The organism is Neorhizobium sp. USDA 3394, assembly GCF_056280385.1.
The window spans coordinates 1,049,090-1,071,262 of sequence record NZ_JBWCDU010000001.1 but is presented as its reverse complement, the minus strand read 5'-3'; the positions used below and the strand labels follow the sequence as shown (position 1 = coordinate 1,071,262).

At 60.7% G+C, this 22,173-nt stretch carries 26 protein-coding genes; 14 read left to right on the top strand and 12 right to left on the bottom strand.

Features of this window, described 5'->3' with window-relative positions:
* Positions 1–505 precede the first annotated feature (505 nt).
* Positions 506–802, top strand: a complete 297-nt coding sequence (locus ACZ9EJ_RS05045; protein WP_046631049.1) for an ArsR/SmtB family transcription factor — start codon at positions 506–508, stop codon at positions 800–802.
* A gap of 37 nt (positions 803–839) precedes the next feature.
* Positions 840–1,961, top strand: coding sequence for an alkene reductase (locus ACZ9EJ_RS05040; protein ID WP_046631051.1), 1,122 nt, complete (start codon positions 840–842; stop codon positions 1,959–1,961).
* Between the two features lie 108 nt (positions 1,962–2,069).
* Here the strand turns inward: ACZ9EJ_RS05040 and ACZ9EJ_RS05035 are convergent, their stop codons facing one another.
* Both ACZ9EJ_RS05035 and ACZ9EJ_RS05030 read right to left on the bottom strand, forming a co-directional pair.
* Complete coding sequence (locus ACZ9EJ_RS05035) at positions 2,070–3,893, bottom strand: HAMP domain-containing methyl-accepting chemotaxis protein (RefSeq protein ID WP_046631054.1); 1,824 nt, start codon at positions 3,891–3,893, stop codon at positions 2,070–2,072.
* A 374-nt stretch (positions 3,894–4,267) separates the two neighbouring features.
* On the bottom strand, positions 4,268–4,531 hold the full coding sequence (locus tag ACZ9EJ_RS05030) for a DUF2188 domain-containing protein (RefSeq protein ID WP_037076254.1): 264 nt from the start codon (positions 4,529–4,531) through the stop codon (positions 4,268–4,270).
* 241 nt (positions 4,532–4,772) lie between these two features.
* Between ACZ9EJ_RS05030 and ACZ9EJ_RS05025 the strand changes: the two genes are divergently transcribed.
* Entirely contained in the window at positions 4,773–5,870 is a 1,098-nt protein-coding gene (locus ACZ9EJ_RS05025; protein ID WP_285229888.1) for a calcium:cation antiporter, read from the top strand.
* Between the two features lie 17 nt (positions 5,871–5,887).
* Here the strand turns inward: ACZ9EJ_RS05025 and ACZ9EJ_RS05020 are convergent, their stop codons facing one another.
* The gene (locus ACZ9EJ_RS05020; protein ID WP_251089931.1) at positions 5,888–6,025 is read right to left on the bottom strand and encodes a hypothetical protein; all 138 of its coding nucleotides are present in this window, start codon (positions 6,023–6,025) and stop codon (positions 5,888–5,890) included.
* A 14-nt stretch (positions 6,026–6,039) separates the two neighbouring features.
* Between ACZ9EJ_RS05020 and ACZ9EJ_RS05015 the strand changes: the two genes are divergently transcribed.
* The 3 genes from ACZ9EJ_RS05015 to ACZ9EJ_RS05005 all read left to right on the top strand — a co-directional run bounded on the left by ACZ9EJ_RS05015 (position 6,040) and on the right by ACZ9EJ_RS05005 (position 9,122).
* Entirely contained in the window at positions 6,040–7,158 is a 1,119-nt protein-coding gene (locus tag ACZ9EJ_RS05015; RefSeq protein ID WP_046631058.1) for a 5-methyltetrahydropteroyltriglutamate--homocysteine S-methyltransferase, read from the top strand.
* Between the two features lie 106 nt (positions 7,159–7,264).
* Positions 7,265–7,687 carry a DUF3597 domain-containing protein gene (locus tag ACZ9EJ_RS05010; protein ID WP_046639024.1) on the top strand — a complete coding sequence of 141 codons (423 nt, stop codon included), beginning with the start codon at positions 7,265–7,267 and terminating at the stop codon, positions 7,685–7,687.
* 208 nt (positions 7,688–7,895) lie between these two features.
* Positions 7,896–9,122: a PQQ-dependent sugar dehydrogenase gene (locus tag ACZ9EJ_RS05005; RefSeq protein WP_476098776.1), complete on the top strand. Its 1,227-nt coding sequence runs from the start codon at positions 7,896–7,898 to the stop codon at positions 9,120–9,122.
* 42 nt (positions 9,123–9,164) lie between these two features.
* Here the strand turns inward: ACZ9EJ_RS05005 and ACZ9EJ_RS05000 are convergent, their stop codons facing one another.
* The 3 genes from ACZ9EJ_RS05000 to ACZ9EJ_RS04990 form a co-directional block, all read right to left on the bottom strand.
* Positions 9,165–9,551, bottom strand: coding sequence for a type II toxin-antitoxin system VapC family toxin (locus ACZ9EJ_RS05000; RefSeq protein ID WP_046639303.1), 387 nt, complete (start codon positions 9,549–9,551; stop codon positions 9,165–9,167).
* Positions 9,551–9,835 (bottom strand): type II toxin-antitoxin system Phd/YefM family antitoxin, encoded by a 285-nt coding sequence (locus ACZ9EJ_RS04995; protein ID WP_046639022.1) that lies wholly within the window; start codon positions 9,833–9,835, stop codon positions 9,551–9,553. Before ACZ9EJ_RS04995 ends, ACZ9EJ_RS05000 begins: the two co-directional genes overlap by 1 nt.
* Positions 9,836–9,936: 101 nt before the next feature.
* Complete coding sequence (locus ACZ9EJ_RS04990; protein ID WP_046631068.1) at positions 9,937–11,139, bottom strand: pyridoxal phosphate-dependent aminotransferase; 1,203 nt, start codon at positions 11,137–11,139, stop codon at positions 9,937–9,939.
* A 216-nt stretch (positions 11,140–11,355) separates the two neighbouring features.
* Between ACZ9EJ_RS04990 and ACZ9EJ_RS04985 the strand changes: the two genes are divergently transcribed.
* Positions 11,356–12,306 (top strand): EAL domain-containing protein, encoded by a 951-nt coding sequence (locus tag ACZ9EJ_RS04985; protein WP_046639302.1) that lies wholly within the window; start codon positions 11,356–11,358, stop codon positions 12,304–12,306.
* A 530-nt stretch (positions 12,307–12,836) separates the two neighbouring features.
* Positions 12,837–13,052 carry a cold-shock protein gene (locus ACZ9EJ_RS04980; protein ID WP_003494703.1) on the top strand — a complete coding sequence of 72 codons (216 nt, stop codon included), beginning with the start codon at positions 12,837–12,839 and terminating at the stop codon, positions 13,050–13,052.
* An 83-nt stretch (positions 13,053–13,135) separates the two neighbouring features.
* Here the strand turns inward: ACZ9EJ_RS04980 and ACZ9EJ_RS04975 are convergent, their stop codons facing one another.
* Both ACZ9EJ_RS04975 and ACZ9EJ_RS04970 read right to left on the bottom strand, forming a co-directional pair.
* Complete coding sequence (locus ACZ9EJ_RS04975) at positions 13,136–13,783, bottom strand: MBL fold metallo-hydrolase (protein ID WP_046639021.1); 648 nt, start codon at positions 13,781–13,783, stop codon at positions 13,136–13,138.
* Positions 13,784–13,853: 70 nt separating this feature from the next.
* Positions 13,854–14,060: a hypothetical protein gene (locus ACZ9EJ_RS04970; protein WP_046639020.1), complete on the bottom strand. Its 207-nt coding sequence runs from the start codon at positions 14,058–14,060 to the stop codon at positions 13,854–13,856.
* A 167-nt stretch (positions 14,061–14,227) separates the two neighbouring features.
* Between ACZ9EJ_RS04970 and ACZ9EJ_RS04965 the strand changes: the two genes are divergently transcribed.
* The 5 genes from ACZ9EJ_RS04965 (at position 14,228) to ACZ9EJ_RS04945 (ending at position 18,305) form a co-directional block, all read left to right on the top strand.
* Positions 14,228–14,860 (top strand): DUF1236 domain-containing protein, encoded by a 633-nt coding sequence (locus ACZ9EJ_RS04965; RefSeq protein WP_046639019.1) that lies wholly within the window; start codon positions 14,228–14,230, stop codon positions 14,858–14,860.
* 242 nt (positions 14,861–15,102) lie between these two features.
* The gene (locus ACZ9EJ_RS04960; RefSeq protein WP_251089947.1) at positions 15,103–15,579 is read left to right on the top strand and encodes a MarR family winged helix-turn-helix transcriptional regulator; all 477 of its coding nucleotides are present in this window, start codon (positions 15,103–15,105) and stop codon (positions 15,577–15,579) included.
* Between the two features lie 14 nt (positions 15,580–15,593).
* Positions 15,594–16,292, top strand: a complete 699-nt coding sequence (locus ACZ9EJ_RS04955; RefSeq protein WP_046631081.1) for a response regulator — start codon at positions 15,594–15,596, stop codon at positions 16,290–16,292.
* 32 nt (positions 16,293–16,324) lie between these two features.
* Positions 16,325–17,704, top strand: coding sequence for an ATP-binding protein (locus tag ACZ9EJ_RS04950; RefSeq protein WP_046631089.1), 1,380 nt, complete (start codon positions 16,325–16,327; stop codon positions 17,702–17,704).
* Between the two features lie 19 nt (positions 17,705–17,723).
* Complete coding sequence (locus ACZ9EJ_RS04945; RefSeq protein ID WP_046639018.1) at positions 17,724–18,305, top strand: DUF1349 domain-containing protein; 582 nt, start codon at positions 17,724–17,726, stop codon at positions 18,303–18,305.
* A 28-nt stretch (positions 18,306–18,333) separates the two neighbouring features.
* On the opposite strand, the gene ACZ9EJ_RS04940 is transcribed toward ACZ9EJ_RS04945, so the two are convergent.
* From ACZ9EJ_RS04940 to ACZ9EJ_RS04925, 4 genes are all read right to left on the bottom strand, one after another.
* Complete coding sequence (locus ACZ9EJ_RS04940; RefSeq protein ID WP_046631093.1) at positions 18,334–18,675, bottom strand: tRNA-binding protein; 342 nt, start codon at positions 18,673–18,675, stop codon at positions 18,334–18,336.
* A 10-nt stretch (positions 18,676–18,685) separates the two neighbouring features.
* Entirely contained in the window at positions 18,686–19,504 is an 819-nt protein-coding gene (gene proC / locus ACZ9EJ_RS04935) for a pyrroline-5-carboxylate reductase (RefSeq protein WP_046639017.1), read from the bottom strand.
* Complete coding sequence (locus ACZ9EJ_RS04930) at positions 19,504–20,004, bottom strand: type III secretion system chaperone family protein (RefSeq protein ID WP_046631097.1); 501 nt, start codon at positions 20,002–20,004, stop codon at positions 19,504–19,506. Before ACZ9EJ_RS04930 ends, proC begins: the two co-directional genes overlap by 1 nt.
* Before the next feature lie 856 nt (positions 20,005–20,860).
* Positions 20,861–21,115 carry an accessory factor UbiK family protein gene (locus ACZ9EJ_RS04925; RefSeq protein ID WP_007758074.1) on the bottom strand — a complete coding sequence of 85 codons (255 nt, stop codon included), beginning with the start codon at positions 21,113–21,115 and terminating at the stop codon, positions 20,861–20,863.
* Between the two features lie 221 nt (positions 21,116–21,336).
* Here ACZ9EJ_RS04925 and lgt point away from each other — a divergent pair, with 221 nt between their 5' ends.
* Positions 21,337–22,161, top strand: coding sequence for a prolipoprotein diacylglyceryl transferase (gene lgt / locus ACZ9EJ_RS04920; RefSeq protein ID WP_046639301.1), 825 nt, complete (start codon positions 21,337–21,339; stop codon positions 22,159–22,161).
* Positions 22,162–22,173 lie beyond the last annotated feature (12 nt).

Genomic DNA, 22,173 nt, shown 5'->3' with positions numbered 1-22,173 from the left:
CCTCACGCATGGCTGTCCTGCACAAAAGAGTATTGTTCGCTGCACAAAAAACCACCATATCGCACACAGCTGATGCACATGGCGGCTTTTCCTCCCAGTTCCGCCGCAGCAGCTGTTCCCCTCTGGAGGTTTTTTTGACCTTCACACTTATAGGGCCCTGGAGCGATCCAGTGGCCCTCTTTTTTTGCCCCGAATCCAGCCGTGGCTCGTTCACCGGTTTCCACCGTCGCAACCCGCGTCAAAACTTCTGTTCAATATCTCAGCCATACCCTTGTCGAGCGAAACTTGCCTCCCCATATTCAGTTTAGTCGGCGCGCTTCGGCGACGTCCCTGTCGTCTGTGCCGGCTGTTCCCCTCTGGAGGTTTTGACCTTCACAATTATTGGGCCTCGGAGTGATCCGGCGGCCCATTTTTTTTACAATCTCCCGTTTCTCCGCTAACCGCTCCCTTTAAATCGTCTTCCGGCGATCTATATATCGAGAAACTCCGATATTGGATCCTGACCATGGACAAGACGGAAATTCTGAAAGCGCTGGCGCATCCGGTCCGGGTCGAATTCCTGGAATGGATGAAGGAACCGGAACGTCATTTTTGCGATCAGGCGCATCCGCTCGAAATGGGCATCTGCGCCGGCCAGTTCGAAAAACGCTGCGGCCTCTCCCAATCCACCGTCTCGGCGCATCTTTCGACGCTCGAGAAAGCCCGCCTGGTGAAAATCGACCGGGTCGGCCAATGGGCATTCTACCACCGCGACGAAAAAACCATCGCGGCCTTCCTCGACGATCTCAGATCGACGCTCTGATCCCCACCTCTCCTCCCAACAGCATAAGGAATTTCCAATGGCTAGCATTTTTGATCCGGCAAGGTTCGGCGATATCGAACTTTCGAACCGCGTCGTCATGGCTCCCCTGACGCGCAACCGCTCGCCGAAGGCGATCCCCAACGACCTCAACGTCACCTATTACGAACAGCGCGCCACCGCCGGGCTGATTATCACCGAAGGCACGCCGGTCAGCCACCAGGGCCAGGGTTATGCGGATGTACCGGGCCTTTATCTGCCGCAGGCGATCGAAGGCTGGAAGAAGGTGACGGATGCCGTCCACCGCAAGGGTGGCAAGATCGTCACCCAGATCTGGCATGTGGGCCGCGTCTCGCACGTCTCGCTGCAGCCGAACGGCGGCGCTCCGGTTGCTCCCTCGGCCATTCCGGCCGGCGGCAAGACCTATATCACCAACCCGGATGGCAGCGGCGCCTTCGTCGATACGTCCGCTCCCCGCGCGCTCGAACATTCGGAAATCGCAGGAATCGTCAGTGATTTCGCCAAGGGAGCCCGCGCAGCGATCGACGCTGGGTTCGACGGCATCGAAATCCACGGCGCCAACGGCTACCTGATCGACCAGTTCCTGAAGTCGGGCGCCAACCAGCGCACGGACGAATACGGCGGCTCGATCGAGAACCGAGCACGGTTCCTAGTGGAAGTCGTCGATGCAGTGACCAGGGAAATCGGCGCCGGCCGTGTCGGCATCCGCCTGTCGCCGGTGACACCGGCCAATGGCGTCAGCGATCCCGATCCGCAGGCCGTCTTCAACCATGTGGTCGAGCAGCTCGGACCGCGCGGCCTCTCCTTCGTCCACTTGATCGAAGGCGCGACCGGCGGCGACCGTGCCTTCTTCCAGGGCGAAAAGCCCTTCGACTATCAGGAACTGAAGAATATCTACCGAAAGGCCGGCGGAAAGGGCGGCTGGCTCGTCAACAACGGTTATGACCGCGAAAGCGCCTTGAAGGCCGTCGAAAGCGGCTATGCCGATGCGGTCGCCTTCGGCAAGCTCTTCCTCGCCAACCCGGATCTCGTCCAGCGTCTCAAGGACAATGCGCCACTCAACGAGGCAGACAAGTCCACCTTCTACGGCGGCGGCGCCAAGGGTTATACCGACTATCCGGCGCTCGAAGCGGTCGCCTGATCTGATTGAGAAGGGGTCGCGCCCGGTCAGCGGCCCCTTTTTTTGCCCGAGCGCGCAAATGTCAGCCTGAGATGCGCCCGATGATGCCAAAGCGACAAAGGCGGGGCGTCACCCAGCCTTGCGAAGAGCACGGGGTTCATTCAGGGTTTCGGTACCGATCCTGAACTGACTGAGGAGCTGCCGCAGCGTAGTGCTCTCGTTCGCAAGAGATGCGGACGCCGCACTTGTCTCTTCGACCATCGCCGCGTTCTGCTGCGTTGTATGGTCCAGGCTGTTAACGGCGGTATTGATTTCGGCCAATCCCAGCGACTGTTCGCGAGCGGACATGGCAATCGCATCGACGTGTTGGTTCATCGAGACAATCAGGCCGCCGATCTTCTTCAACGCTTCGCCAGTCTTTGAGACGAGCTCGACACCGCGCGCCACATCGCCAGTTGACGTCTGAATAAGGGCTTTGATTTCCTTGGCGGCCTGGGCGGAGCGTTGTGCCAGCTCTCGGACTTCCTGTGCCACAACGGCAAATCCCTTGCCTGCCTCCCCCGCGCGCGCAGCCTCTACGCCGGCGTTGAGAGCGAGCAAATTGGTTTGGAAGGCAATCTCGTCGATCACCCCGATAATGCTGGAGATCTGGTCGGATGACTGCTCGATCCGGCTCATGGCCTGAACGGCTTGGTTGACGATTTCGCCGGATGTCGCGGCACCGGCATTGGCGTCAACGGCGACGCTCCGCGCCTCCTCGGCGCGCTTGGAGGCGGAGGCGACATTCGCCGTAATTTCGTCGAGGGCCGCCGCTGTCTGCTCAAGGGCGGCGGCCTGCTGCTCGGTGCGTCTTGCAAGATCGTTTGCGCTGTGGGCGATCTCACTCGAGCCGCTGTCGATACCGACGGCAACCCCTGATACTTTGGCGAAAGTCTGGCACAGTTGAGTGGCTGCGCCGTTGAAATCCCGGCGCAGCCCCTCGAAATCACGATCGAACGTTTCGCTGATCTGAACCGTGAGATCGCCTTGCGCCAATTGGCCCAGCCCCGTCGCCAATCCCTTGGTCGCCTGCATCATGGCCGCGGCCCGAGCCCGATCCGCATGCTCACGGCCCAGCCGCTCGGCTTCCGATGCTGCCCGAGTTGCTTCCCTTTCCTCGTCAGCCGCGATTTTTGCCAGGGCGGTCTGCCGAAAGACCTCTACGGCACCGGCCATGGCGCCGATCTCGTCGGCGCGCCCCGAATGGGGAATATCCGAATCCGTATCCCCGGCAGCCAGTACCGTCATGGAATTCGTGATTTTTCTGATCGGGCGTGCAATCTCAACCACGACATAAGAAATGGTGCCTGCAACGATCGCGAGAACCAGTGTCGCCAAGATCGAAGTAGTCCAGAAAATTACCGAATACGTCGACTGGCTGCTTTCATAGGATAGCTCGGAGCCCTTGACGTTGATGTCCAGGAGCTCGGTGGCTGCCTTCTCCGCCTTTTCGACAATTGGTTCCATGTCTTTGTAGAAGATAGCCTTGGCGTCGTCGTTTTCATTCTTGCGCGACTTTTCGAGCATTGGCTGCGCAGCTTTGTCGTAGTTGGCAGCAAGCTTCTCGATCTCGCTGAGCAGTTCCGCCTCCCGAGGGGAGGAAATGAGCGGACGATAGGCTTCGATGGCATTTTTCTGCCGAGACTGTTGGGCGGTGATCTGCTTTTCCGCCGCAGCGATTGCTTCGTCGCTGATCGACATGATGTGGTTGGCATATGCAAATTTCGTGCGCGCGAGTTCGAAGAGCATATTGCGGGTTACGGAAACACTCGGCAGCCAGTTCCTGGCAATCGCCGCAGTATTTTCGTTGACCTGCTGCACGCTTTGAATGGAGAAAACCGCAAACAGCAAGAAAATAGCTGCAAACAAAACGTTGATAAGGATCAGCGACGTCCTAACTTGCGGTCTGCACACGCAATCTCCTTTGAATTGACTGGGCTACGTCGCCAGACTTACCTTTCGATAAGAACGTCCTAATGTTAACAACCGCAATTTAAAGAAGAGTGAATTGCCGACGCAGTCGATCCGGCCCGGTAGAGACGGCACGACCACATGAAAGCATCGGCCGGATCACCTCCATACACACCGGGATCGGCAAGCAAGAGGATCACTTCCTCCATTTCCGGAAAGAAACTTGGCCAACCATGCGTCGGGACAAGCGGAAACGGCGCCTGGCCGTTTCGGACCTATGGATGAAATGAATGGAGAAGCATCGATCGCAGCCAGGATGCTACACGAGCGCGCTTGAACCGCGGTCGTGTTAGATCAATGTCTTGGCGCCACCGCATCTAGTGGGTGGTCGATCCCTCGTCGCCATCCATGACCTCGGCCTCGGGCCGGTCGCCACCCTCGCTGTATTCGGTGTGCCAGATGCCCTTTTCGTCCTGCCAGCTGATCTCTTCCGCATCCCCGCCGACCTGCTGCTCGGCCGCGACGATGCGGGCCGCCTGCAAGGCGTCGGAATGGCTGGGAAAAGTCTCAGAATAGACGTCGCCCTGGCGATAGGCCCAGCCGCCGTCATGCGGCACGACTTTATAGGTAACCTTGGTCATACTCCCTCCTGTCTTTTACGGCTGCCTCGATCCGTTCGGATCCTTATCCTGTCGCGGCACCGGGGTGAGAAATTGAGAAGGGTGCCACGAGGTTCCAGGTCACATCGCAAATCATGCCACAAATTATGGCATCAAAGGCCGCCGACCGCAAATCCTCGAGGCGAAAACGGAACCTTGCTTGATGCCGCAGGTTGCCGCCTTAGATAAGCGCCGAGGGTAAGGTCAGGAGTGGAACGTGGGTCTGTTGTCCCTGCCGAAGCAGGAAAGATTTTTCATCGTCGCGCTTGCTGCAGGCTTCGTCGCCTATTCCCTCGAACATTCTGTACTCGAGGCCGGCAGAACGGCTTCGCTGATCGCCGCCGTCGTCCTGATCGGCATCATCATCCTCGCCTCGACCCGTGTCGCCCATCATGCGGAAGTGCTCGCCCACAAGGTTGGCGACCCCTACGGCACGATGATCCTGACGCTGTCGGCGGTGGCGGTCGAGGTACTGATCCTCGCCATCATGATGGGTAATACCAGTTCGCCCACCCTGGTACGCGACACGATCTACGCGGCCGTCATGCTGGACATCAACGGCATCCTGGGCCTCGCCGCCCTGCTCGGCGGCCTGCGCCATGGCGAGCAGCCCTATAACGACGATTCCAGCCGCACCTACAGCGTGATGATCCTGACGGCCATGGGCATTTCCATGATCGTCCCGGAATTCATCCCCGGCGACCGCTGGCACTATTATTCCGCCTTCACGATCTGCGCGATGATCGCGCTTTATGCGGTCTTCCTAAAGATGCAGGTCGGTCCGCACAGCTACTTCTTCAGCTACACCTACCCGCGCGCCACGGGGGCCGCCGGCGGCCAGACGCCGAAAGAGGAAGCCGGGCACGAATCCGCTGTAATCTCGATCTGCATCATCCTTGTCGGCGTCCTGATCATCGGTTTCCTCGCCGAATTCATGTCCACCTTCATGAATGCCGGGCTGGAGGGCAGCGGCGCACCGCTGACATTGATGGCTGTCGTGGTTGCGGCGATTTCCGCAGCGCCCGAAATCCTGACCGCACTGCGCGCGGCACTGCGCAACCGCATGCAGTCCGTCGTCAACATCGCCATGGGCGCTTCGCTCTCCACCGTCATCCTCACCGTGCCTGTGATGGAAAGTATCGCGCTCTACAGCGGCCAGCCCTTCGTCATGGCGATGACGCCGGTGCAGACGGTCATGGTCGCGATCACCCTTGTCGTCGCCGCGATCAACCTCAACGACGGCCAGACCAACGCCATTGAAGGCATGACCCATTTCGTTCTTTTCGCCACCTTCGTGATGCTGACGGCGCTGGGTCTCTAGACAAAAGGGATTCCACATCAAAGGCTTGCGCGCGACAGCGGAATCGGATCGGGAAGAGGTTGAATCAATGCCTGAAATATGGTCGTGTCCGCCGCGGCGAAGGCCGGTTTCTTAACCGGCCGTCCAGCAATGGGCGCGATCACCGTGTTGCGCATGAAGGAGATTTCAAATGTCTACACCTCCCTACAGAGCCGACCACGTCGGTTCGCTGCTGCGTCCCGCTTCCGTCAAGGAAGCCCGCAAGAAGTTCTACGAAGACAAGAGCATTTCCGCAGACGAACTGAAGGCCGTCGAAGACGAAGGCATCAAGGATCTCATCAAGCTGCAGGAAAGCGTCGGCCTGAAGGTCGTGACCGACGGCGAAGCCCGTCGCCACTTCTGGCACTACGATTTCATGGGCCTGCTCGACGGCCTGGAATTCGTTACCCGCGAAGCCCACAAGGGCGTCACCTTCCACGGCGTCAAGCTGCCGCCGACCTTCCCGACCATCAACGGCGAGCTCGACTTCCCGGACGATCACCCGCACCTGGAACACTTCAAGTTCCTCGCCGCCAACACCAAGGTGACGCCGAAGATCTCCATCCCCGGCCCGAGCGTCGCCCACTACCGCACCGCCCGCGCCGACGTGACCTATCCGGAATACCAGGACCCCGAAGCGCTCTTCGCTGCTCTCGCCCGCACCTATGCCAAGGCCGTGCAGAAGTTCTACGAAGCCGGCTGCCGCTACCTGCAGATGGACGACATCTATTTCGCCTATCTCGGCGATGAGAAGCAGCGCGCCATGAAGCGCGAGGAAGGTTACGATCCGGACTGGCTGATCCAGAAGTATGCCGAGACCATGCATGAAGCGATCAAGGATCGTCCGAAGGACATGCTGATCGGCATGCATATGTGCCGTGGCAACTTCCGCTCCACCTGGGCTGCCGAGGGCGGCTACGATGCGGCGGCCGATGCGATCTTCAACAAGACCGGCGTCGACATGTTCTTCATGGAATACGACACCGAGCGGTCCGGCGGCCTGCAGCCGCTGAGCCTGCTCCAGAAGGGTTCGAAACAGCGCGTCTATCCGGGCTTCATCACCACCAAGACCGGTGAGCTCGAAACCCTCGACAGCCTCCGTCGCCACTTCGACGAAGCCTCCAAGTTCGTCGATATCGACCAGCTCGGCATCGCGCCGCAATGCGGTTTCGCCTCGACCGAAGAAGGCAACTCGATCACCGAGGACGACCAGAAGCGCAAGCTCGAACTCGTCGTTCAGACCGCCGAAGCCATCTGGGGCACGGCCTAATCTGATATTCGAGGGCCGCGGGTCGAATAACCCGCGGCCGCTACTTGAGAAATCATTGTTCTAGCTTAGGTTCCTATTCGGATTTAACCCGAGGGAGACTGCAACAATGGGTATTTTCGACAAGATTAAGAATGCGATTTGGGGCGCGGATGAAGCAGCGCCGGCAGCCGAACCTCTGAAACCGGCCGCTCCGGTTTCGGCGTCGGCCGCCCCGGCGTCCAATCCGACGCCCATCCCTTCGGCAACCCCGTCGGCCCCTTCCTCGTCGGGTCCCGTCGACATCACCCCCATACTCGACGCCGCCGTCAAGAAGAGCGGCCAGAAGCTCGATTGGCGCAAGTCGATCGTCGACCTGATGAAGGCGCTCGATCTCGATTCCAGCCTGACCGCCCGCAAGGAACTGGCCGCCGAACTGCACTATACCGGCGATACCAACGACTCCGCGACAATGAACGTCTGGCTCCACAAGGCCCTGATGAAGAAGCTCGCCGAAAACGGCGGCAAGGTTCCGGCCGACCTCGCCGACTGATCCGCAACCTCGTCCGAACGCACGAAGCCCGCTTTCACCGGCGGGCTTTTGTTCGCGGTCCGTCGATAAAATAATCTTGAACGAACCGTGTTCGGCGCTTGCCGATGAACGCCCTAGATGAAGGCCATTGCCAGATACTCCTTCGCCGCGTGCGGGAGTTTCGTTGCAGGTCTTGGCGGTAGTTCCGCCCTACTAAAGGGAGTCCATGATGAAACGCATCAGTCTTCTCGCGACCGGTTCGGCCCTTTCGCTTGCCCTGTTGGCCGGGCCTGTTACAGCGCAAAACGCCGGCCAACCCGCGGAAACCAAAGCGCCGAACGCCCGCGACCAGAAACCCGCCTTCGCCAACCAGACCCGCGCTCCGCAGCCGGCCCGCATACCGAAGATCGCGCAGGAGGTGGTCGCCGACGGCCTGCCGCATCTCTGGGCCATGGAGTTCCTGCCCGACGGCCGGATGCTGGTGACGGCCAAGCAGGGCGCCATGCATATCATCTCGGAAGAAGGCGAGGCCGGGCCGAAAATCGAGGGCGTTCCGAAAGTGCTTTCCGGCGGCCAGGGCGGGTTGCTCGACGTGGCGCTCGCCCCGGACTTTGCGACCTCCGGCACGATCTTCTTTTCGTTCTCCGAGCAGCGGGATGACGGCAACGGCACCTCGGTCGCTTCGGCCAGGCTCGTCCCGGACGACCGGGGCGGCGGCAGGCTGGAAGATCTCAAAGTCATCTTCCGCCAGATGCCGAGCTATGACGGCAACAAACACTTCGGCTCGCGCCTCGTCTTCGGTCCGAACCGGGAACTCTATGTCACCGTCGGCGAGCGGTCCGACCCGGAGCCCCGCGTCCAGGCCCAGGATCTCTCAAGCGGCCTCGGCAAGGTCTTTCGCATCGACGTGAACGGCAAGGCCCTGCCCGACAATCCGTTCGTCAATCGGCAGGGCGCCCGGCCGGAAATCTGGTCGCTCGGCCACCGCAACCTGCAGTCCGCCACCCTCGACGGACAGGGCCGTCTCTGGACCGTCGAGCACGGACCGCGCGGCGGCGACGAGTTGAACCGCCCGGAAGCCGGCAGGAATTACGGCTGGCCCGAGGTCACCTACGGCATCGAATACAGCGGCCGTCCGGTCGGCAAGGGCATCACCGCCATGAAGGAGACGGAACAGCCGGTCTATTTCTGGGACCCGGTCATCGCCCCGTCCGGCATGGCCTATTATGACGGCGACGCCATCCCCGAATGGAAGAATTCCTTCCTGATCGGCGGCCTCGTCGCCCAGAGCATCGTGGTCGTCCACATGGACGGCGACAAGGTCGCCTATGAGGAACGCGTACCGCTCGGCGCCCGCATCCGCGACGTCAAGGTCGGCCCCGACGGCGCCGTCTATGCCGTCACCGAACAGCGCGGCGGCGGGGAATCGACGATCGTGAAGCTGACCAGGAGCTGACGGGTTATTTCGGGCAAGCGGCGTTCCCGAACGCCGCTTTGCCTAGAATTTGAATGCGAGGCGATGTCCGACGAGTGCCCGGTCGATGGTCACCAACTGCAGCCCCTCGACCTGGCATTGTGCCAAAAGCAGCCGATCGAAGGGATCGCGCGTATCGGGCTCCGGTTCGGCCGCAGTGATGACATGCGGAATGTCGATGGGAAGTATTTTGAGATCCGAAGCCCGCAAAGTTACTGGCATCTGCTCCAGAGGCATGCCCGGATCGAGCTTGCCCAATCTCGACTTGATGGCGATTTCCCAGAGGCTCGCCACACTGACGAAACCAGATATGCTCCCGCCGGAAAAGAATTTGTGAAATACCGGAAACTGGCTGTCGAACTCCCGCCGCAGGAATGCAAGCACGATATGAGTATCGAGCAGAAGTTTCATCATTTAGGCAGAGGCGTGATTAGAAAATCTTCCGGCAAAGGATCGTCGAAATCGTCAGCGATGTAAGGCACCGGATTGGTAATGCCCCTCGACCGCAGATAGGCCTGACCTGCTTCCCAATCGATACCGCCCTTCTTCTTTTCCGGTTTCGTTGCCGCGATATGAGGCACGATATCGAATACCGGCTTGCCATCCCGCGTCACGGTCACGGTCTCGCCCTGCTCCACATCCTGGGCAAGTTCGTCGAGACGGTCCTGAGCTTCGCGGAGGGATACGGTTTTCATAACCGAAATGTACGTCCGGTTGCGGCCATCGTCAACGCGAGTGCCCGAAACAGGAAAGCCCGGCGTGGCCGCCGGGCTTTCCTGTCGAATTCGTGGTTGGCTTACTTGCAGTTTGCGCAGAAGCGCTGGATCCGCTTGCAGGCTTCTTCGAGCTGTTCTTCCGAAGCGGCATAGGAAATGCGGAAGTTCGGGCCGAGACCGAAGGCCGAACCGTGAACGACGGCAACGCCTTCGGTTTCCAGAAGCTCGGTGACGAAATCCTCGTCGGTTTCCATGACCTTGCCCGACGGCGCGGTCTTGCCGATCAGGCCGGCGCAGGACGGGTAGACGTAGAAGGCGCCTTCCGGAGACGGGCAGACGATGCCCTTCGCCTGGTTCAGCATCGAGACCACCAGGTCGCGGCGGCCTTCGAAGATCTTCTTGTTCTGCGGAATGAAGTCCTGCGGTCCGTTGAGCGCCTCGACCGAAGCCCATTGGGCGATCGTGCAGGCGCCGGAAGTCTGCTGGCCCTGAATCATGTCCATCGCCTTGATCAGTTCGAGCGGGCCGGCCGCATAACCGATACGCCAGCCGGTCATCGCATAGGCCTTGGAAACGCCGTTCATCGTCAGCGTGCGGTTGTAGAGCTTCGGCTCCACTTCCGCCGGCGAGACGAACTTGAAGTCGCCATAGGTCAGGTGCTCGTACATGTCGTCGGTCAGCACCCAGACATGCTCATGCTTGACGAGCACGTCGGTCAGCGCCTTCAACTCGTCATGGGTATAGGCGGCACCCGACGGGTTGGACGGCGAGTTGAACAGGAACCACTTGGTTTTCGGCGTGATCGCCTTTTCGAGATCGGCGGCGGTCACCTTGAAGTTGTTTTCCTGGCTCGCCTTGATGATCACCGAGGTGCCGCCGCAGATGGCGACCATCTCCGGATAGGAAACCCAGTAGGGCGCGGTGATGATCACCTCATCGCCTGGATTCAAGGTCGCCATGAAGGCGTTGAAAAGAATCTGCTTTCCACCGGTGCCGACGATCGTCTGGGCAGGCGTGTAGTCGAGATTGTTCTCGCGCTTGAACTTCTTGGCGATTGCCTCGCGAAGCTGCGGAATGCCGGATACCGGCGGATATTTGGTCTCGCCGCGATTGATCGCGTCGATGGCGGCTTTCTTGATGTTTTCCGGCGTATCGAAGTCCGGCTCGCCTGCGCCGAGCCCGATCACGTCGCGGCCCTTTGCTTTCAGGTCGCGGGCTTTCTGGGAAACGGCGATGGTGGCAGAGGGCTTTACGCGGGAAAGTGCGTCGGCAAGAAAGGCCATAATCTTCGTCCTGAAGAGCTGTTGAACAAGGCGGCATCGCGCGCCGAAAACCGCCCGTAAGCTCTATGTCTAAACTATGACGCCGTTTCAAGCACAAAGCTTGAATGCGAGCCATGAAAGAAGCTGATTAAAACCTTCGAAACCTTGTTTACAACCGCGTAACCCTTGACTGCTACAACCAGGAGGGATGGATAACGGAAATCGATGGGCACAGGCATGACGCCGAGAAGCATCTTCGCCAATCTGGTTCGCAGCGACAATGGGTCGTTCTCCACCGTCTACGGCCCTTTCCTGCTGCAATCCGCGCTGCAGCCGATCTTTCGCTCAGGCCCCGAAACCGGCCTCGAAATCGAAGCTTTCGAGGGCCTGCTGCGCGCCTCCCGCGACAACGAACCGGTGTCGCCGGCCGAGTTCTTTCCGCTTGTTTCACCGGTCGACATGGCCGATGTCGACAGCATCCTGCGCACCATTCACATCTTGAACACCGGCCGGTTGAACCGGTCCCGCGCCGGGATCTTCGTCAAGTTCCATCCCGGCCTCTTCCGCACGCCCCAGGAAATGCGCCAGGAAGTCGATCGCATCAAGGTCGCCAGTCACGAGGCCGGCCTGGCGCCTGATCGGATTGTCTGCGAAATCTCCGAGAGATCCGGCGCGTCCGACGACATTGTTGTCGCTTTCGCCGAGCACATGCAGGCGGTCGGCTTCCGCGTCGCAATCGACGACTATGGCGCCCGCGATTCCGATCTCGACCGTTTGAAGCGCATCAAGCCCGACTACGTGAAATTCGAAGCCGCCTGGGTGCGCGACTTCCTCGACAATTCCGCCGGCTATGCGCTGCTGCGCGTCATCGTCCGGCAGATGCTCGATGATGGCATCGAACCGATCTTCGAAGGACTCGAAGAGCTTTGGCAGGTGGATCTCTGCGAAGAACTCGGCGTGCCGCTGATGCAGGGTTATGCGTTGGCGCGGCCCGAGCTCGCCCCGACGACATTCAACGAGAGCTTCCCGGAAAGCCTGGCCGACTTCGCGCCGCTCCAGACGAGCGAGGGTGAGACCACCCCAGGCGTCAACCGGACCGCCGCTACCCTGCCTCCTCCGACCTCGGTCAGACCGGTATTCGCAAGGCCCGCCCGCACCTTTGGCCGCCGGCAATCCAGCGGCGAATAGTACCGGCAGACTGCAGATTTCACGCTGCGGCTGCATACCGCCATCATCCGCGATATAGGCCCGAAACGGGCCAGATCCTTGTTCAGAGACATGAGCGGCAAAAATTTTTCTTTTCGCGCCATTTGCCCCAAAACGGCACAGAAGAAGGTTACGAAAGCATTGCCAGCGATGGAATCGCCTTGCCGCACTATCAGCAGAGGCTCAAAACCCGCATTTTCCGGGGGTTCCCGCGATTTGCAATTTGCCATTGTGGCGACAATTCAAAAAACTTTTTCTTGCCAATTTTCGATAAACACAGCACTCTGTGCAAGTTCGGGCAATTTACGAGCATGGGAAGACCTATAATGACGCGCTCCGAAGGCGCTAAGACTTCGGGCGGTAGGCCGGGGGCGGAGATTTCAAAGCAATTCCTGCCGGTCATCGCGGTAAAGACAGGGACCCTTTCTTAAAGCTGCCTGCCGCCGCCCTTCGGGGCTACACTGTGATGCTGTCCGCCGCTGAACACGGACAGAGAGAAAAGGACCTGCTGCATGGCCGAGACTGGCACTGTAAAATTCTTCAATACCGACAAAGGCTTCGGCTTTATCAAGCCTGACAATGGTGGCGCCGATATCTTTGTTCATATCTCTGCCGTACAGGCTTCCGGCCTGTCCGGATTGTCTGAAAACCAGAAAGTAAGCTTCGACACGGAACCGGATCGTCGCGGCAAGGGCCCCAAGGCCGTCAATCTGCAGATCGCGGGCTAAGCCTCCAGAGGCTTGGCATTTCGAGTTGAAGCCCGGCAGAGATGCCGGGTTTTTTTTGATAATGTTATGCCGCGGTTTTGACCTCAGAGACCGCGCAGGAACGGGTTGCTGCGCCGTTCGTCGCCGATCCGGCTTCCCGGCCCGTGGCCGCAGATGAACCCGACCTCGTCCCCGAGCGGCAGGACCTTGTCGCGGATCGAAGCGAGCAGCGTGTCGTGATCTCCGCCGGGCAGGTCCGTGCGCCCGATCGAGCCGTTGAACAGCACGTCGCCGAGATGCGCAAAACCCTGGGCCCGGTTGTAATAGATCACGTGTCCGGGCGCATGTCCGGGGCAGTGGAAGATCTCGAAGACATGCTCGCCGAACGAAACCTTGTCTCCTTCGTTGAGCCAGCGGTCGGGCAAAACGTTGCGCACCTCCATCTTGACCCCGAATTTTTCGGCCTGGGTCTCCAGTCGCTGCAGCAGCGGCAGGTCCGCCTCATGGGGGCCGATCACCGGGATGCCGAGCGCCTCGCGCAATTCATCGGCGCCGCCGGCGTGGTCGATATGCCCGTGGGTCAGCCATATCTCCTTCAGCGTGAGGCCGTTTTCCTCGACCACTTTAAGAATGGTCGGCACGTCGCCGCCCGGATCGACGATGACGCCCTGCTTCGTCTCCTCGTCGAAGAGGATCGTGCAGTTCTGCTGGAATGGCGTAACCGGAATGATACCGGCCTGTAACTTGCCCATGATGCCTCGGCCTGAACGATGATGCTTGCCGGGATATACCGATAAACGGAGGGCATTTCAGCCGAAAAGATCAGTTCGAGGCAAGGGTCGTGTAATGCGGGTTGGCGGAAACCGGCGGTGCGAGCGATACGGTGGCGATCAGGAAAGCCGCAATCGCGATCTTCAGCACGAAAACGGTCACCAGAACGCTTCTGAGCGGGTTTGCCGCGTCAGATGTTTCCATCCTGATCGGCGGCAGTGAGGTGAAGGTTTGGGCGGTCGCGGTCAGGTTCGTCATGGGTTTCTCCGGTGCTTATGGCGGGGTCAATGGGTTGGCGGCACAAAGGTTCCGTACCCCATTCTAGCTGTGGCACCCCCGCCACATCTTGCAGAATCCGCCCGCATTCGGCGGAACCACCGGGACATGCGGGTGTTACCCCGCCAGTCAACATGAGGAGAAGATCCATGACGACTTGGTTGAAATGCCCGGAATTGAAGTGGCTGGGCCTCGGCGCCGTCCTTTCGGCGCTCGCCCTGCCCGCCCAGGCGCAGATGACGACCACCACCGCTTCGGACATCATCGTCCGCTCCGGTCCCGGCCAGAACTATCCCGAGATCGGGATGGCCACCCGCGGCAGCCCGGCCATGATGGACGGTTGCCTCCAGGGCAGCAAATGGTGCCGCATCGACGTCAACGGCATGCGCGGCTGGGTCTATGCGGAATACCTGACCATCCGCCACAACGGCTCGGCGGTTGCGGTGGAAGAATACCGCACCCAGTATGAAGTGCCGTCCGTCACCTATGAGACGACTGCGAGCGTCACACCGCCGGCCGCTGTTCCAGGCCCGGGCGATATCCTGCTCGGCCCGGTCGGCGCGGTTGAGGCCGTCGAACCGCCGGAAACCGTCATCAGCTACATAGAAGAGCACCCGGTCCAGCCGGTCTACGTCCGCAACGACGTGGCGATCGGCGCGACGCTGCCGCCCGGGGTCGTGATCCAGCAAGTGCCGGATTACGAGTACGATTACGTCGTCGTCAACGACCGCCCGGTTCTTGTCGATCCCGGCACCCGCCGTATCGTCCACATCTACGATTGAGCTTCGCGGAAGAGGGCGCTGTCCGGCAGCGCCCTTCTCTGTGGCTCTCGCCCCCCGCCCTCCCCAACAAATGCTGTTGATTGTTCAGCCTGATCGCGCTTTATGACGTGCGTCGGGTTACAGTGCGAAATCGGCAATAAGAGCTTCGGCTCCAGGATCTTCGGACCATGGGGCAAGCAGCCGCAAAGGGAAAGGAAACGCGAGTGTCGCGCGCATCGACGGGAAAAGCCGTCAAGAAGGTCATGCCGACTATGCCGGCAGTCGACGAAGCCCAGATCGACTTCGAGACCATCGAACTGCTTTTCTTCGCCTACCGTGATTTCGTGTCCGACCCGGATGCGATCCTCGCCAAGATCGGCATGGGCCGCGCCCACCACCGCGTCGTCTATTTCGTCAGCCGCCAGCCGGGCATGATGGTCACCGACCTTCTCGATACGCTGCAGATCACCAAGCAGAGCCTGGCGCGCGTCCTCAAGCAATTGATCGAATCGGGTTATATTCGCCAGATGGCCGGCGCCAAGGATCGCCGCCAGCGCAGGCTCTATCCGACCCTTGCAGGTCGTGAGCTGGCTCTCGCCCTTTCCGAGCCGCAATCACGCCGTATCGCTCGCGCCATGGAGGAATTGACCCCCGACACGCGGGCCTCGGTCAAGGAATTCCTGCGCCGCATGCGCGGTCGCGATGAAAGCCTCGAGCCTATCGACAGCGACTTGGACTAAGTGGGACCTTTGAGATGACGACACCGCCCCCTTCCGATGATGCGCCTCATCTTCTCGTCGTCGATGACGACACGCGTATCCGCGATCTTCTGAACCGCTACCTGGTAGAACAGGGGTTTCGCATCACCGTCGCGGGCGACGCCGCCGAAGCCCGCCGCAAGCTCGAAGGCCTGCATTTCGACCTCATCATTCTCGACGTGATGATGCCAGGCGAATCCGGCATTTCGCTCACCCAGTCGCTCTATCAGAAGAAGACGGTTCCGGTGATCCTGCTGACCGCCCGCGCCGAATCGGAATCGCGAATTGCCGGTCTCGAAGCCGGCGCCGACGACTATCTGTCGAAACCTTTCGATCCGCGCGAACTGGTGCTGCGCATCAACAATATCCTGCGCCGCAGCACCTCGGCCGATACGCCCAAGATCGAGCAGATCATGTTCGGCCCCTTCACCTTCTCGATCCCGCGCAAGGAGCTGCGCAAGGCCGCCGAAACCATAAGGCTGACCGATCGCGAACAGGAGATCATGCTGCTTTTCGCGTTGCGCGCCGGCGACACCATTCCCCGCCACGAGCTGATCGGCGACGATGCGGAGGTCGGCGAACGCACGATCGACGTGCAGATCAATCGTTTGCGGCGTAAGATCGAGGAGGATCCGGCCAACCCCGTCTATCTCCAGACGGTGCGCGGCATCGGATACAGGCTGAGTATCGATTAGCCGGGAAGAGACCGGCACAGGCTGAAGGCAGGATGGCACTTTTCGACCCTCTGAAGCGCGACATGGACCGGCTCACCTTGCCGGGCTGGCGCCCGATGACCCGCTGGCTGCGCCGCCGCCTGCCGACCGGCCTCTACACCCGTTCGCTTCTGATCGTCATCCTGCCGATGCTGCTGCTGCAGGGCATCGTTGCCTCCGTCTTCATGGAACGACACTGGCGAATGGTGACCGAACGTCTTTCGGAAAGTACGGTTCGCGATATCGCCGGCATCATCGAGGTGATCCAGGCCTATCCCCAGGACAGCAATTATGACGCCATCAGCCGCATCGCCAGCGACGCGCTGAACCTCACCATCGCAGTCGAGGAAAACGGCCAGCTGCCGCCGCCCCGTTCGCGCCCCTTCTTCGAGATCCTCGACGATATCCTCGCCGACCAGATCACCCGCCAGATCCAGATGCCCTTCTGGATCGACACGATCGGAGACAGCCGGCTTGTCGAGATCCGTATCAAGTTCGATACTAGGGTGCTGCGCGTCTTCGTCCGCCGGGGCTCAACTTACGCCTCCAACACCCATATCTTTCTCGTCTGGATGATCGGCGCCGCCGTCGTGCTGGTGATCATCTCCATCCTTTTCCTGCGCGGCCAGATCCGGCCGATCCTGACGCTCGCGCGTGCCGCCGAAAGCTTCGGCAAGGGGCAGAAGACCGATGGTTTCGCTCCCCGCGGCGCTGACGAAATCCGCCGCGCCGGCCTCGCCTTCATCCAGATGCGCGAGCGCATCGAGCGCCAGATGGAGCAGCGCACCGCCATGCTCGCCGGCATAAGCCACGATCTGAGGACCATCCTCACCCGCTTCAAGCTGCAGTTGGCGCTCGCCGGCAACAAGCCGGAACTGGCGGGGATGAGCCAGGATGTCGACGACATGCAGTCGATGCTGGAAGGGTATCTCGCCTTCGCCAAGGGCGAAGCGGAAGAAGATTTCGGCGAACTGCGATTGAGCGAGCTGCTTGAAAAGCTCCGCGCGGAATTCGCGCTGCACGGCAAGACCATGACCTACGAGATCGACGGCGAGGACGAGATCGCGGTACGGCCGAATGCCTTCGCCCGGCTTGTCGGCAACCTCGTGTCCAACAGCGAACGTTACGCCAAGACGCTCCATGTGGACGCAAGGCACAGCGCCAAGTGGCTGACGTTGACGCTCGACGACGATGGTCCGGGCATCCCCGCAGCATCCCGCGAAGACGTCTTCAAGCCGTTCTACCGCCTGGACGAGGCGCGCAACCTCAATGCATCCGGCACCGGCCTCGGCCTTGCGATCGCCCGCGATATCGCCCGCGCCCATGGCGGCAACGTCACGCTCGCCGACAGCCCTCGCGGCGGCTTGCGTGCCGTCGTGCGCGTGCCCGCCTGATCATTCTTTCGAGGAACCGATGCCGATCGACCTGTCCCACATGACCTGGCTGAACCCGCCGCCAGAAAGCCGCGAGGAAAATGGCACGTTGATCGCCCGCTCCGGCGCCGAAACCGACTTCTGGCAGGGCACTTATTACGGCTTTCACCGCGACAGCGGCCACTTCCTCCATAGCCCCCGAAACAGCGATTTCACCGCCGAAACCTCGTTTGTCGGGAAGTACGAGGCGCTCTACGACCAGGCCGGGCTGATGATCCGCCACGACGAAAAACATTGGATGAAATGCGGCATCGAATTCACCGACGGCGCCCGGCATTTCAGCGTGGTGATGACCAACGGCCATTCCGACTGGTCCGCCTTCCGCCTCGCCGATGATTTCGAGGAAATCTCCGTCCGCGTCACCCGCATGGGCGACGCCCTCTTCGTCCAGTACCGAACCGACACGCAGCCAGACTGGCGAATGGCGCGGCTCGCTTTCTTTCCGCCGGAACTGACCGAACTCTCCGTCGGCATGACCTTCTGCTCGCCGCAGCGCGAAGGCTTCGAGGTGGAGTTCCGGTCGTTCAGCATCGGCGATGTTGAGAGCCGCGATATCCACTGACGATCCGCACAGCGCCTCAGCGCTCGGGCTACATCAGCTTCCGGCCGTTTGGCACCGGCTGCTCGACGGCGGCCAGCACGATCGCGCCGTTCTCGTCCTCGAAGCCGAGGGTCAGCACTTCCGAGCGGAACGGCCCGATCTGCCGCGGCGGGAAATTGACGACGCCGAGCACCTGCCGACCGACCAGCGTTTCCGGCGAATAATGCACGGTGATCTGCGCCGACGATTTCTTGATGCCGATCTCGGGGCCGAAATCGATCTTCAGCTTGAAGGCCGGCTTGCGGGCTTCCGGAAAAGCCTCGACCTCGACGATCGTGCCGACACGGATATCGACTTTTTCGAAGTCGCCATAGGTGATGTCTTCAGCCATTCGAATTCACTCAGGCGCCGAGTTCTTCGGCTCTGTCGCGGGCAGCCGCGATCGCCTTGTCGAACAGCGGCTGCATGCCGTCCTCTGCCATCAGCACGGCAAGTGCCGCAGCGGTCGTGCCGTTCGGAGAGGTAACGTTCTGACGAAGCCTGGACGCGTCATCGGGGGACTGGTGAAGCAGCTCGCCAGCCCCCGAGACAGTTTCCCGCGCGAGCCGCATGGCGAGGTCCGCCGGCAGGCCTGCTTTCCGGCCCGCTTCCGCCATGCACTCCACGAGATAGAACACATAGGCCGGGCCGCTGCCCGAAACGGCCGTCACCGCATCGATATCCGCTTCACTTGAAACCCACTCCACCGGTCCGCTGACCTTGAGCAGCGATTGCACCGCCTCGCGCTGCGCGTCGGTGACCTTGGGATTGGCATAGGCGCCGGTCACGCCGCGGCCGATCATGGCAGGCGTGTTCGGCATAGCGCGCACCATGGCGGCTTCGCCGAGATGCTTTTCGAGATAGGCGAGCGTCTTGCCCGCCGCGACCGACACGACCACGGTATTCGAACCGACAACCGGCTTCAGGGGTGGCAGGACGGCATCCATGAGCTGCGGCTTCACCGCAAGGAACAGGATATCCGCGGATGCACCGCTAGGCAGCGCGGTAAGGTGATGCGCACCGGCCTCGGAAATCATCGTTTTCATGGCATCGGAAGGCGACGGATCGATGACCCTCACGGACGCGCCGGGCACGCCCTTTTTCAGCCAGCCGGACAGCATCGCGCCGCCCATATTGCCGGCGCCGACCAGAATGATGGATCCCAACTGACCCAAGGCCATCAGCATTCGCCCACGGTTTCGAACAGGACGGCTTCCATGGCGGCCTTTGCCTCCATGCCGGACCATACAACGAACTGGAACGCCTGGTAATAGGATTCGCAGGCTTCGAGCGCACTCGAAAGCAGCACCTCGACCTGCTGGTTGTTCGGTTCGGCGCCGCCGGCCAGCAGCAGCGACTGCCGAAAGATGACCACGTCTTCCTGGCGCCACACGTCGAAATGGCCCATCAGCACCTGGCCGTTGACGTGGCTCAGCAGGCGGATGACCTCGTTGACCCGGGCGTCGGGAATCTTGATATCGAAAGCACAGGCCAGATGCAGCGCCTCGAACTCCTCCATCCAGGAGAAGGAAACATGGTAGTCCGTCCAGCGGCCTTCCACGGTCATGGCGATTTCATCTTCACCCGACCGTTCGAACGTCCAATCGTTCGAGGCAGCAACGAATTCGATCATATCGACCGGATTCGACTGGCGTTCGATTTCCATTTCCATAAGCGTCATGCGGCACCTTCTTGACCGGAATGAATGCGAATTCGTGCGGTAAAACGCCAAAAACACGCGAACAGTAACCGGGAACAACACTGTCGATGATCGTCCGACGCTTCCAGAATAACGCAGTCACCCTGTCTGGAGCTTACCAAGCCGTTTCGAATCATCCTTTAAAATCAGTGTACCTAGACGGAGTCCGGCTGCCAGCCCCTCCCTCGGTTTTTACATGGGCAAAACTCCAAACATGTTCGCAGCGGAGATCAGAACGGAGTCATAAGCGACTCTGGACGCTGGCTTTTTTGAATGTGTCCACAGGGCGTCATTTTTTTCGTTTCAACACCTGCGCCCGCGCCGAAACCCTGTTCGGCGCGCTACGATGGGAGAGCCCACACGAATGCGGAACCTCATTTTTTTAGTATGTGTGGCTCCGCATTCGCGTGGCCTTCGGCGTCTTTCGGGGTGTCCGGCCCCTACAGGTGATCACCTCGCCTCGCTGCGTGGCTTTGTTCACGGCTTCCTTTCGGGAAACCTTGCCACTTGCACGGCTCAACCGAACCCGGCCCGGCGGCCAGGGGGAGGCTTGATAGGGTTCGGGTTGCCCCCAGCCCATGGCTTTCACCTCTTCCACCATCCCCGCACGTTACGGTTCCAATGAAAGCGCCGGCCCCCGCCTGCCCGCAAACGTCTCGCGAAACACTCCGGTGGTGGGAGCGAGGGGATTGTAGGCGTGGGTTGAAGGGGCGGGGAAGGTATTAGGTGCGCGGCTTTCCTCTCCCCTTGGGGAGAGGAAGAAAAAACAGCATCTTAGCTGACAAGCAGAGTGATATATCCTACCGGAGATAGAAAGGTCGTCCCCGGGAAACGCAGATCACTGCCCCGAAAGCTTCGCTTCCAGCGCCTCGATCCGCGCCTTCAGCGCCTCGTTTTCGTCGCGGGCGCGGGCGGCCATTTCGCGGACGGCCTCGAATTCCTCGCGCTTGACGATATCCATGCTGTTGAGAAACCGCTCGGCCTGGGCGTGGAAGGCCGTTTCGACCTCCTTGCGCACGCCTTGCGCGGCGCCGGCGGCATCGGTCATCAGCCGCGCGAAATCGTCGAGAATGCGGTTCGTGCCGGTTGCCATGGTTCTGAACTCCCATATCGTCTGGCCGGCAATTCGGGCCGGCGAATGTCCATAGGGATCAAGTAGGGCCTGGACGGTCCGCTTGCAAGCATCATCCACCGTTAGCATCAGCACTCGCTTAGATTCACCTTGACCGCCGATGGCCGCAACGCCATGTTCCGCCCAATGCCGTTAGGTGGGAACCCTGTAACTTGTACGAAGCGCTTCATCTTTTCGCTCTGATGCCGTTCCCGAACATCGATCCGGTGGCCTTTTCCATCGGCCCGCTCGCCATCCATTGGTATGGGCTCGCCTATGTCGCCGGCATCATGCTCGGCTGGTTTTATGCGCGCCGGCTCGCGGCGAACGCTTCGCTGTGGAAAGACGGCCAGTCGCCGATCACGGCCGTCCAGCTCGACGACTTCCTCGTCTGGGTCGCAGCCGGCATCGTGCTTGGCGGCCGCATCGGCTATATCCTGTTCTACGACCTGGCGTCCGTGGCCGCGAACCCCATCCGCGCGGTCGAGATCTGGAATGGCGGCATGTCCTTTCACGGTGGCTTCATCGGCGCGACGATCGCGATGATCATCTTCGCCCGCCGCAACTCCATTCCCGTCTGGAGCATGTTCGACACTGTCGCCGCGGTCGTGCCCTTCGGCCTGTTTTTCGGCCGCATCGCCAATTTCATCAACGGCGAACTCTGGGGACGCCTCAGCAACGCGCCCTGGGCGGTCGTCTTCCCGACCGGCGGGCCGTTCTCCCGCCATCCGAGCCAGCTCTACGAAGCCGGCCTCGAAGGCATCGTGCTTCTGCTGGTCCTTGCCCTGATGATCTTCCGGTTCAAGGCGCTGAAGATCCCGGGCACAATCGCCGGAACCTTCGTCATCGGCTACGGGCTCTGCCGCATTTTCGTGGAATTTTTTCGCGAACCGGATGCGCAACTCGGCTACCTGCTCGGCACCAATTGGCTGACCATGGGCATGATCCTGTCGCTGCCGATGATCGCTGCCGGCCTCTGGGCCATTTTCCGTGCCCGCGCGGCGGTAACGTCCGCGGCGAAGGCTTGAGGGGAGGCACGC

Coding starts and splice junctions, on each gene's coding strand:
- ACZ9EJ_RS05045 (WP_046631049.1), top strand. CDS start 506: ATGGACAAGACGGAAATTCTGAAAGCGCTGGCGCATCCGGTCCGGGTC.
- ACZ9EJ_RS05040 (WP_046631051.1), top strand. CDS start 840: ATGGCTAGCATTTTTGATCCGGCAAGGTTCGGCGATATCGAACTTTCG.
- ACZ9EJ_RS05030 (WP_037076254.1), bottom strand. CDS start 4,531: ATGACCAAGGTTACCTATAAAGTCGTGCCGCATGACGGCGGCTGGGCC.
- ACZ9EJ_RS05020 (WP_251089931.1), bottom strand. CDS start 6,025: ATGCGCAACACGGTGATCGCGCCCATTGCTGGACGGCCGGTTAAGAAA.
- ACZ9EJ_RS05015 (WP_046631058.1), top strand. CDS start 6,040: ATGTCTACACCTCCCTACAGAGCCGACCACGTCGGTTCGCTGCTGCGT.
- ACZ9EJ_RS05010 (WP_046639024.1), top strand. CDS start 7,265: ATGGGTATTTTCGACAAGATTAAGAATGCGATTTGGGGCGCGGATGAA.
- ACZ9EJ_RS05005 (WP_476098776.1), top strand. CDS start 7,896: ATGAAACGCATCAGTCTTCTCGCGACCGGTTCGGCCCTTTCGCTTGCC.
- ACZ9EJ_RS05000 (WP_046639303.1), bottom strand. CDS start 9,551: ATGAAACTTCTGCTCGATACTCATATCGTGCTTGCATTCCTGCGGCGG.
- ACZ9EJ_RS04995 (WP_046639022.1), bottom strand. CDS start 9,835: ATGAAAACCGTATCCCTCCGCGAAGCTCAGGACCGTCTCGACGAACTT.
- ACZ9EJ_RS04990 (WP_046631068.1), bottom strand. CDS start 11,139: ATGGCCTTTCTTGCCGACGCACTTTCCCGCGTAAAGCCCTCTGCCACC.
- ACZ9EJ_RS04985 (WP_046639302.1), top strand. CDS start 11,356: ATGACGCCGAGAAGCATCTTCGCCAATCTGGTTCGCAGCGACAATGGG.
- ACZ9EJ_RS04980 (WP_003494703.1), top strand. CDS start 12,837: ATGGCCGAGACTGGCACTGTAAAATTCTTCAATACCGACAAAGGCTTC.
- ACZ9EJ_RS04975 (WP_046639021.1), bottom strand. CDS start 13,783: ATGGGCAAGTTACAGGCCGGTATCATTCCGGTTACGCCATTCCAGCAG.
- ACZ9EJ_RS04970 (WP_046639020.1), bottom strand. CDS start 14,060: ATGACGAACCTGACCGCGACCGCCCAAACCTTCACCTCACTGCCGCCG.
- ACZ9EJ_RS04965 (WP_046639019.1), top strand. CDS start 14,228: ATGACGACTTGGTTGAAATGCCCGGAATTGAAGTGGCTGGGCCTCGGC.
- ACZ9EJ_RS04960 (WP_251089947.1), top strand. CDS start 15,103: ATGCCGACTATGCCGGCAGTCGACGAAGCCCAGATCGACTTCGAGACC.
- ACZ9EJ_RS04955 (WP_046631081.1), top strand. CDS start 15,594: ATGACGACACCGCCCCCTTCCGATGATGCGCCTCATCTTCTCGTCGTC.
- ACZ9EJ_RS04950 (WP_046631089.1), top strand. CDS start 16,325: ATGGCACTTTTCGACCCTCTGAAGCGCGACATGGACCGGCTCACCTTG.
- ACZ9EJ_RS04945 (WP_046639018.1), top strand. CDS start 17,724: ATGCCGATCGACCTGTCCCACATGACCTGGCTGAACCCGCCGCCAGAA.
- ACZ9EJ_RS04940 (WP_046631093.1), bottom strand. CDS start 18,675: ATGGCTGAAGACATCACCTATGGCGACTTCGAAAAAGTCGATATCCGT.
- proC (WP_046639017.1), bottom strand. CDS start 19,504: ATGGCCTTGGGTCAGTTGGGATCCATCATTCTGGTCGGCGCCGGCAAT.
- ACZ9EJ_RS04930 (WP_046631097.1), bottom strand. CDS start 20,004: ATGACGCTTATGGAAATGGAAATCGAACGCCAGTCGAATCCGGTCGAT.
- ACZ9EJ_RS04925 (WP_007758074.1), bottom strand. CDS start 21,115: ATGGCAACCGGCACGAACCGCATTCTCGACGATTTCGCGCGGCTGATG.
- lgt (WP_046639301.1), top strand. CDS start 21,337: ATGCCGTTCCCGAACATCGATCCGGTGGCCTTTTCCATCGGCCCGCTC.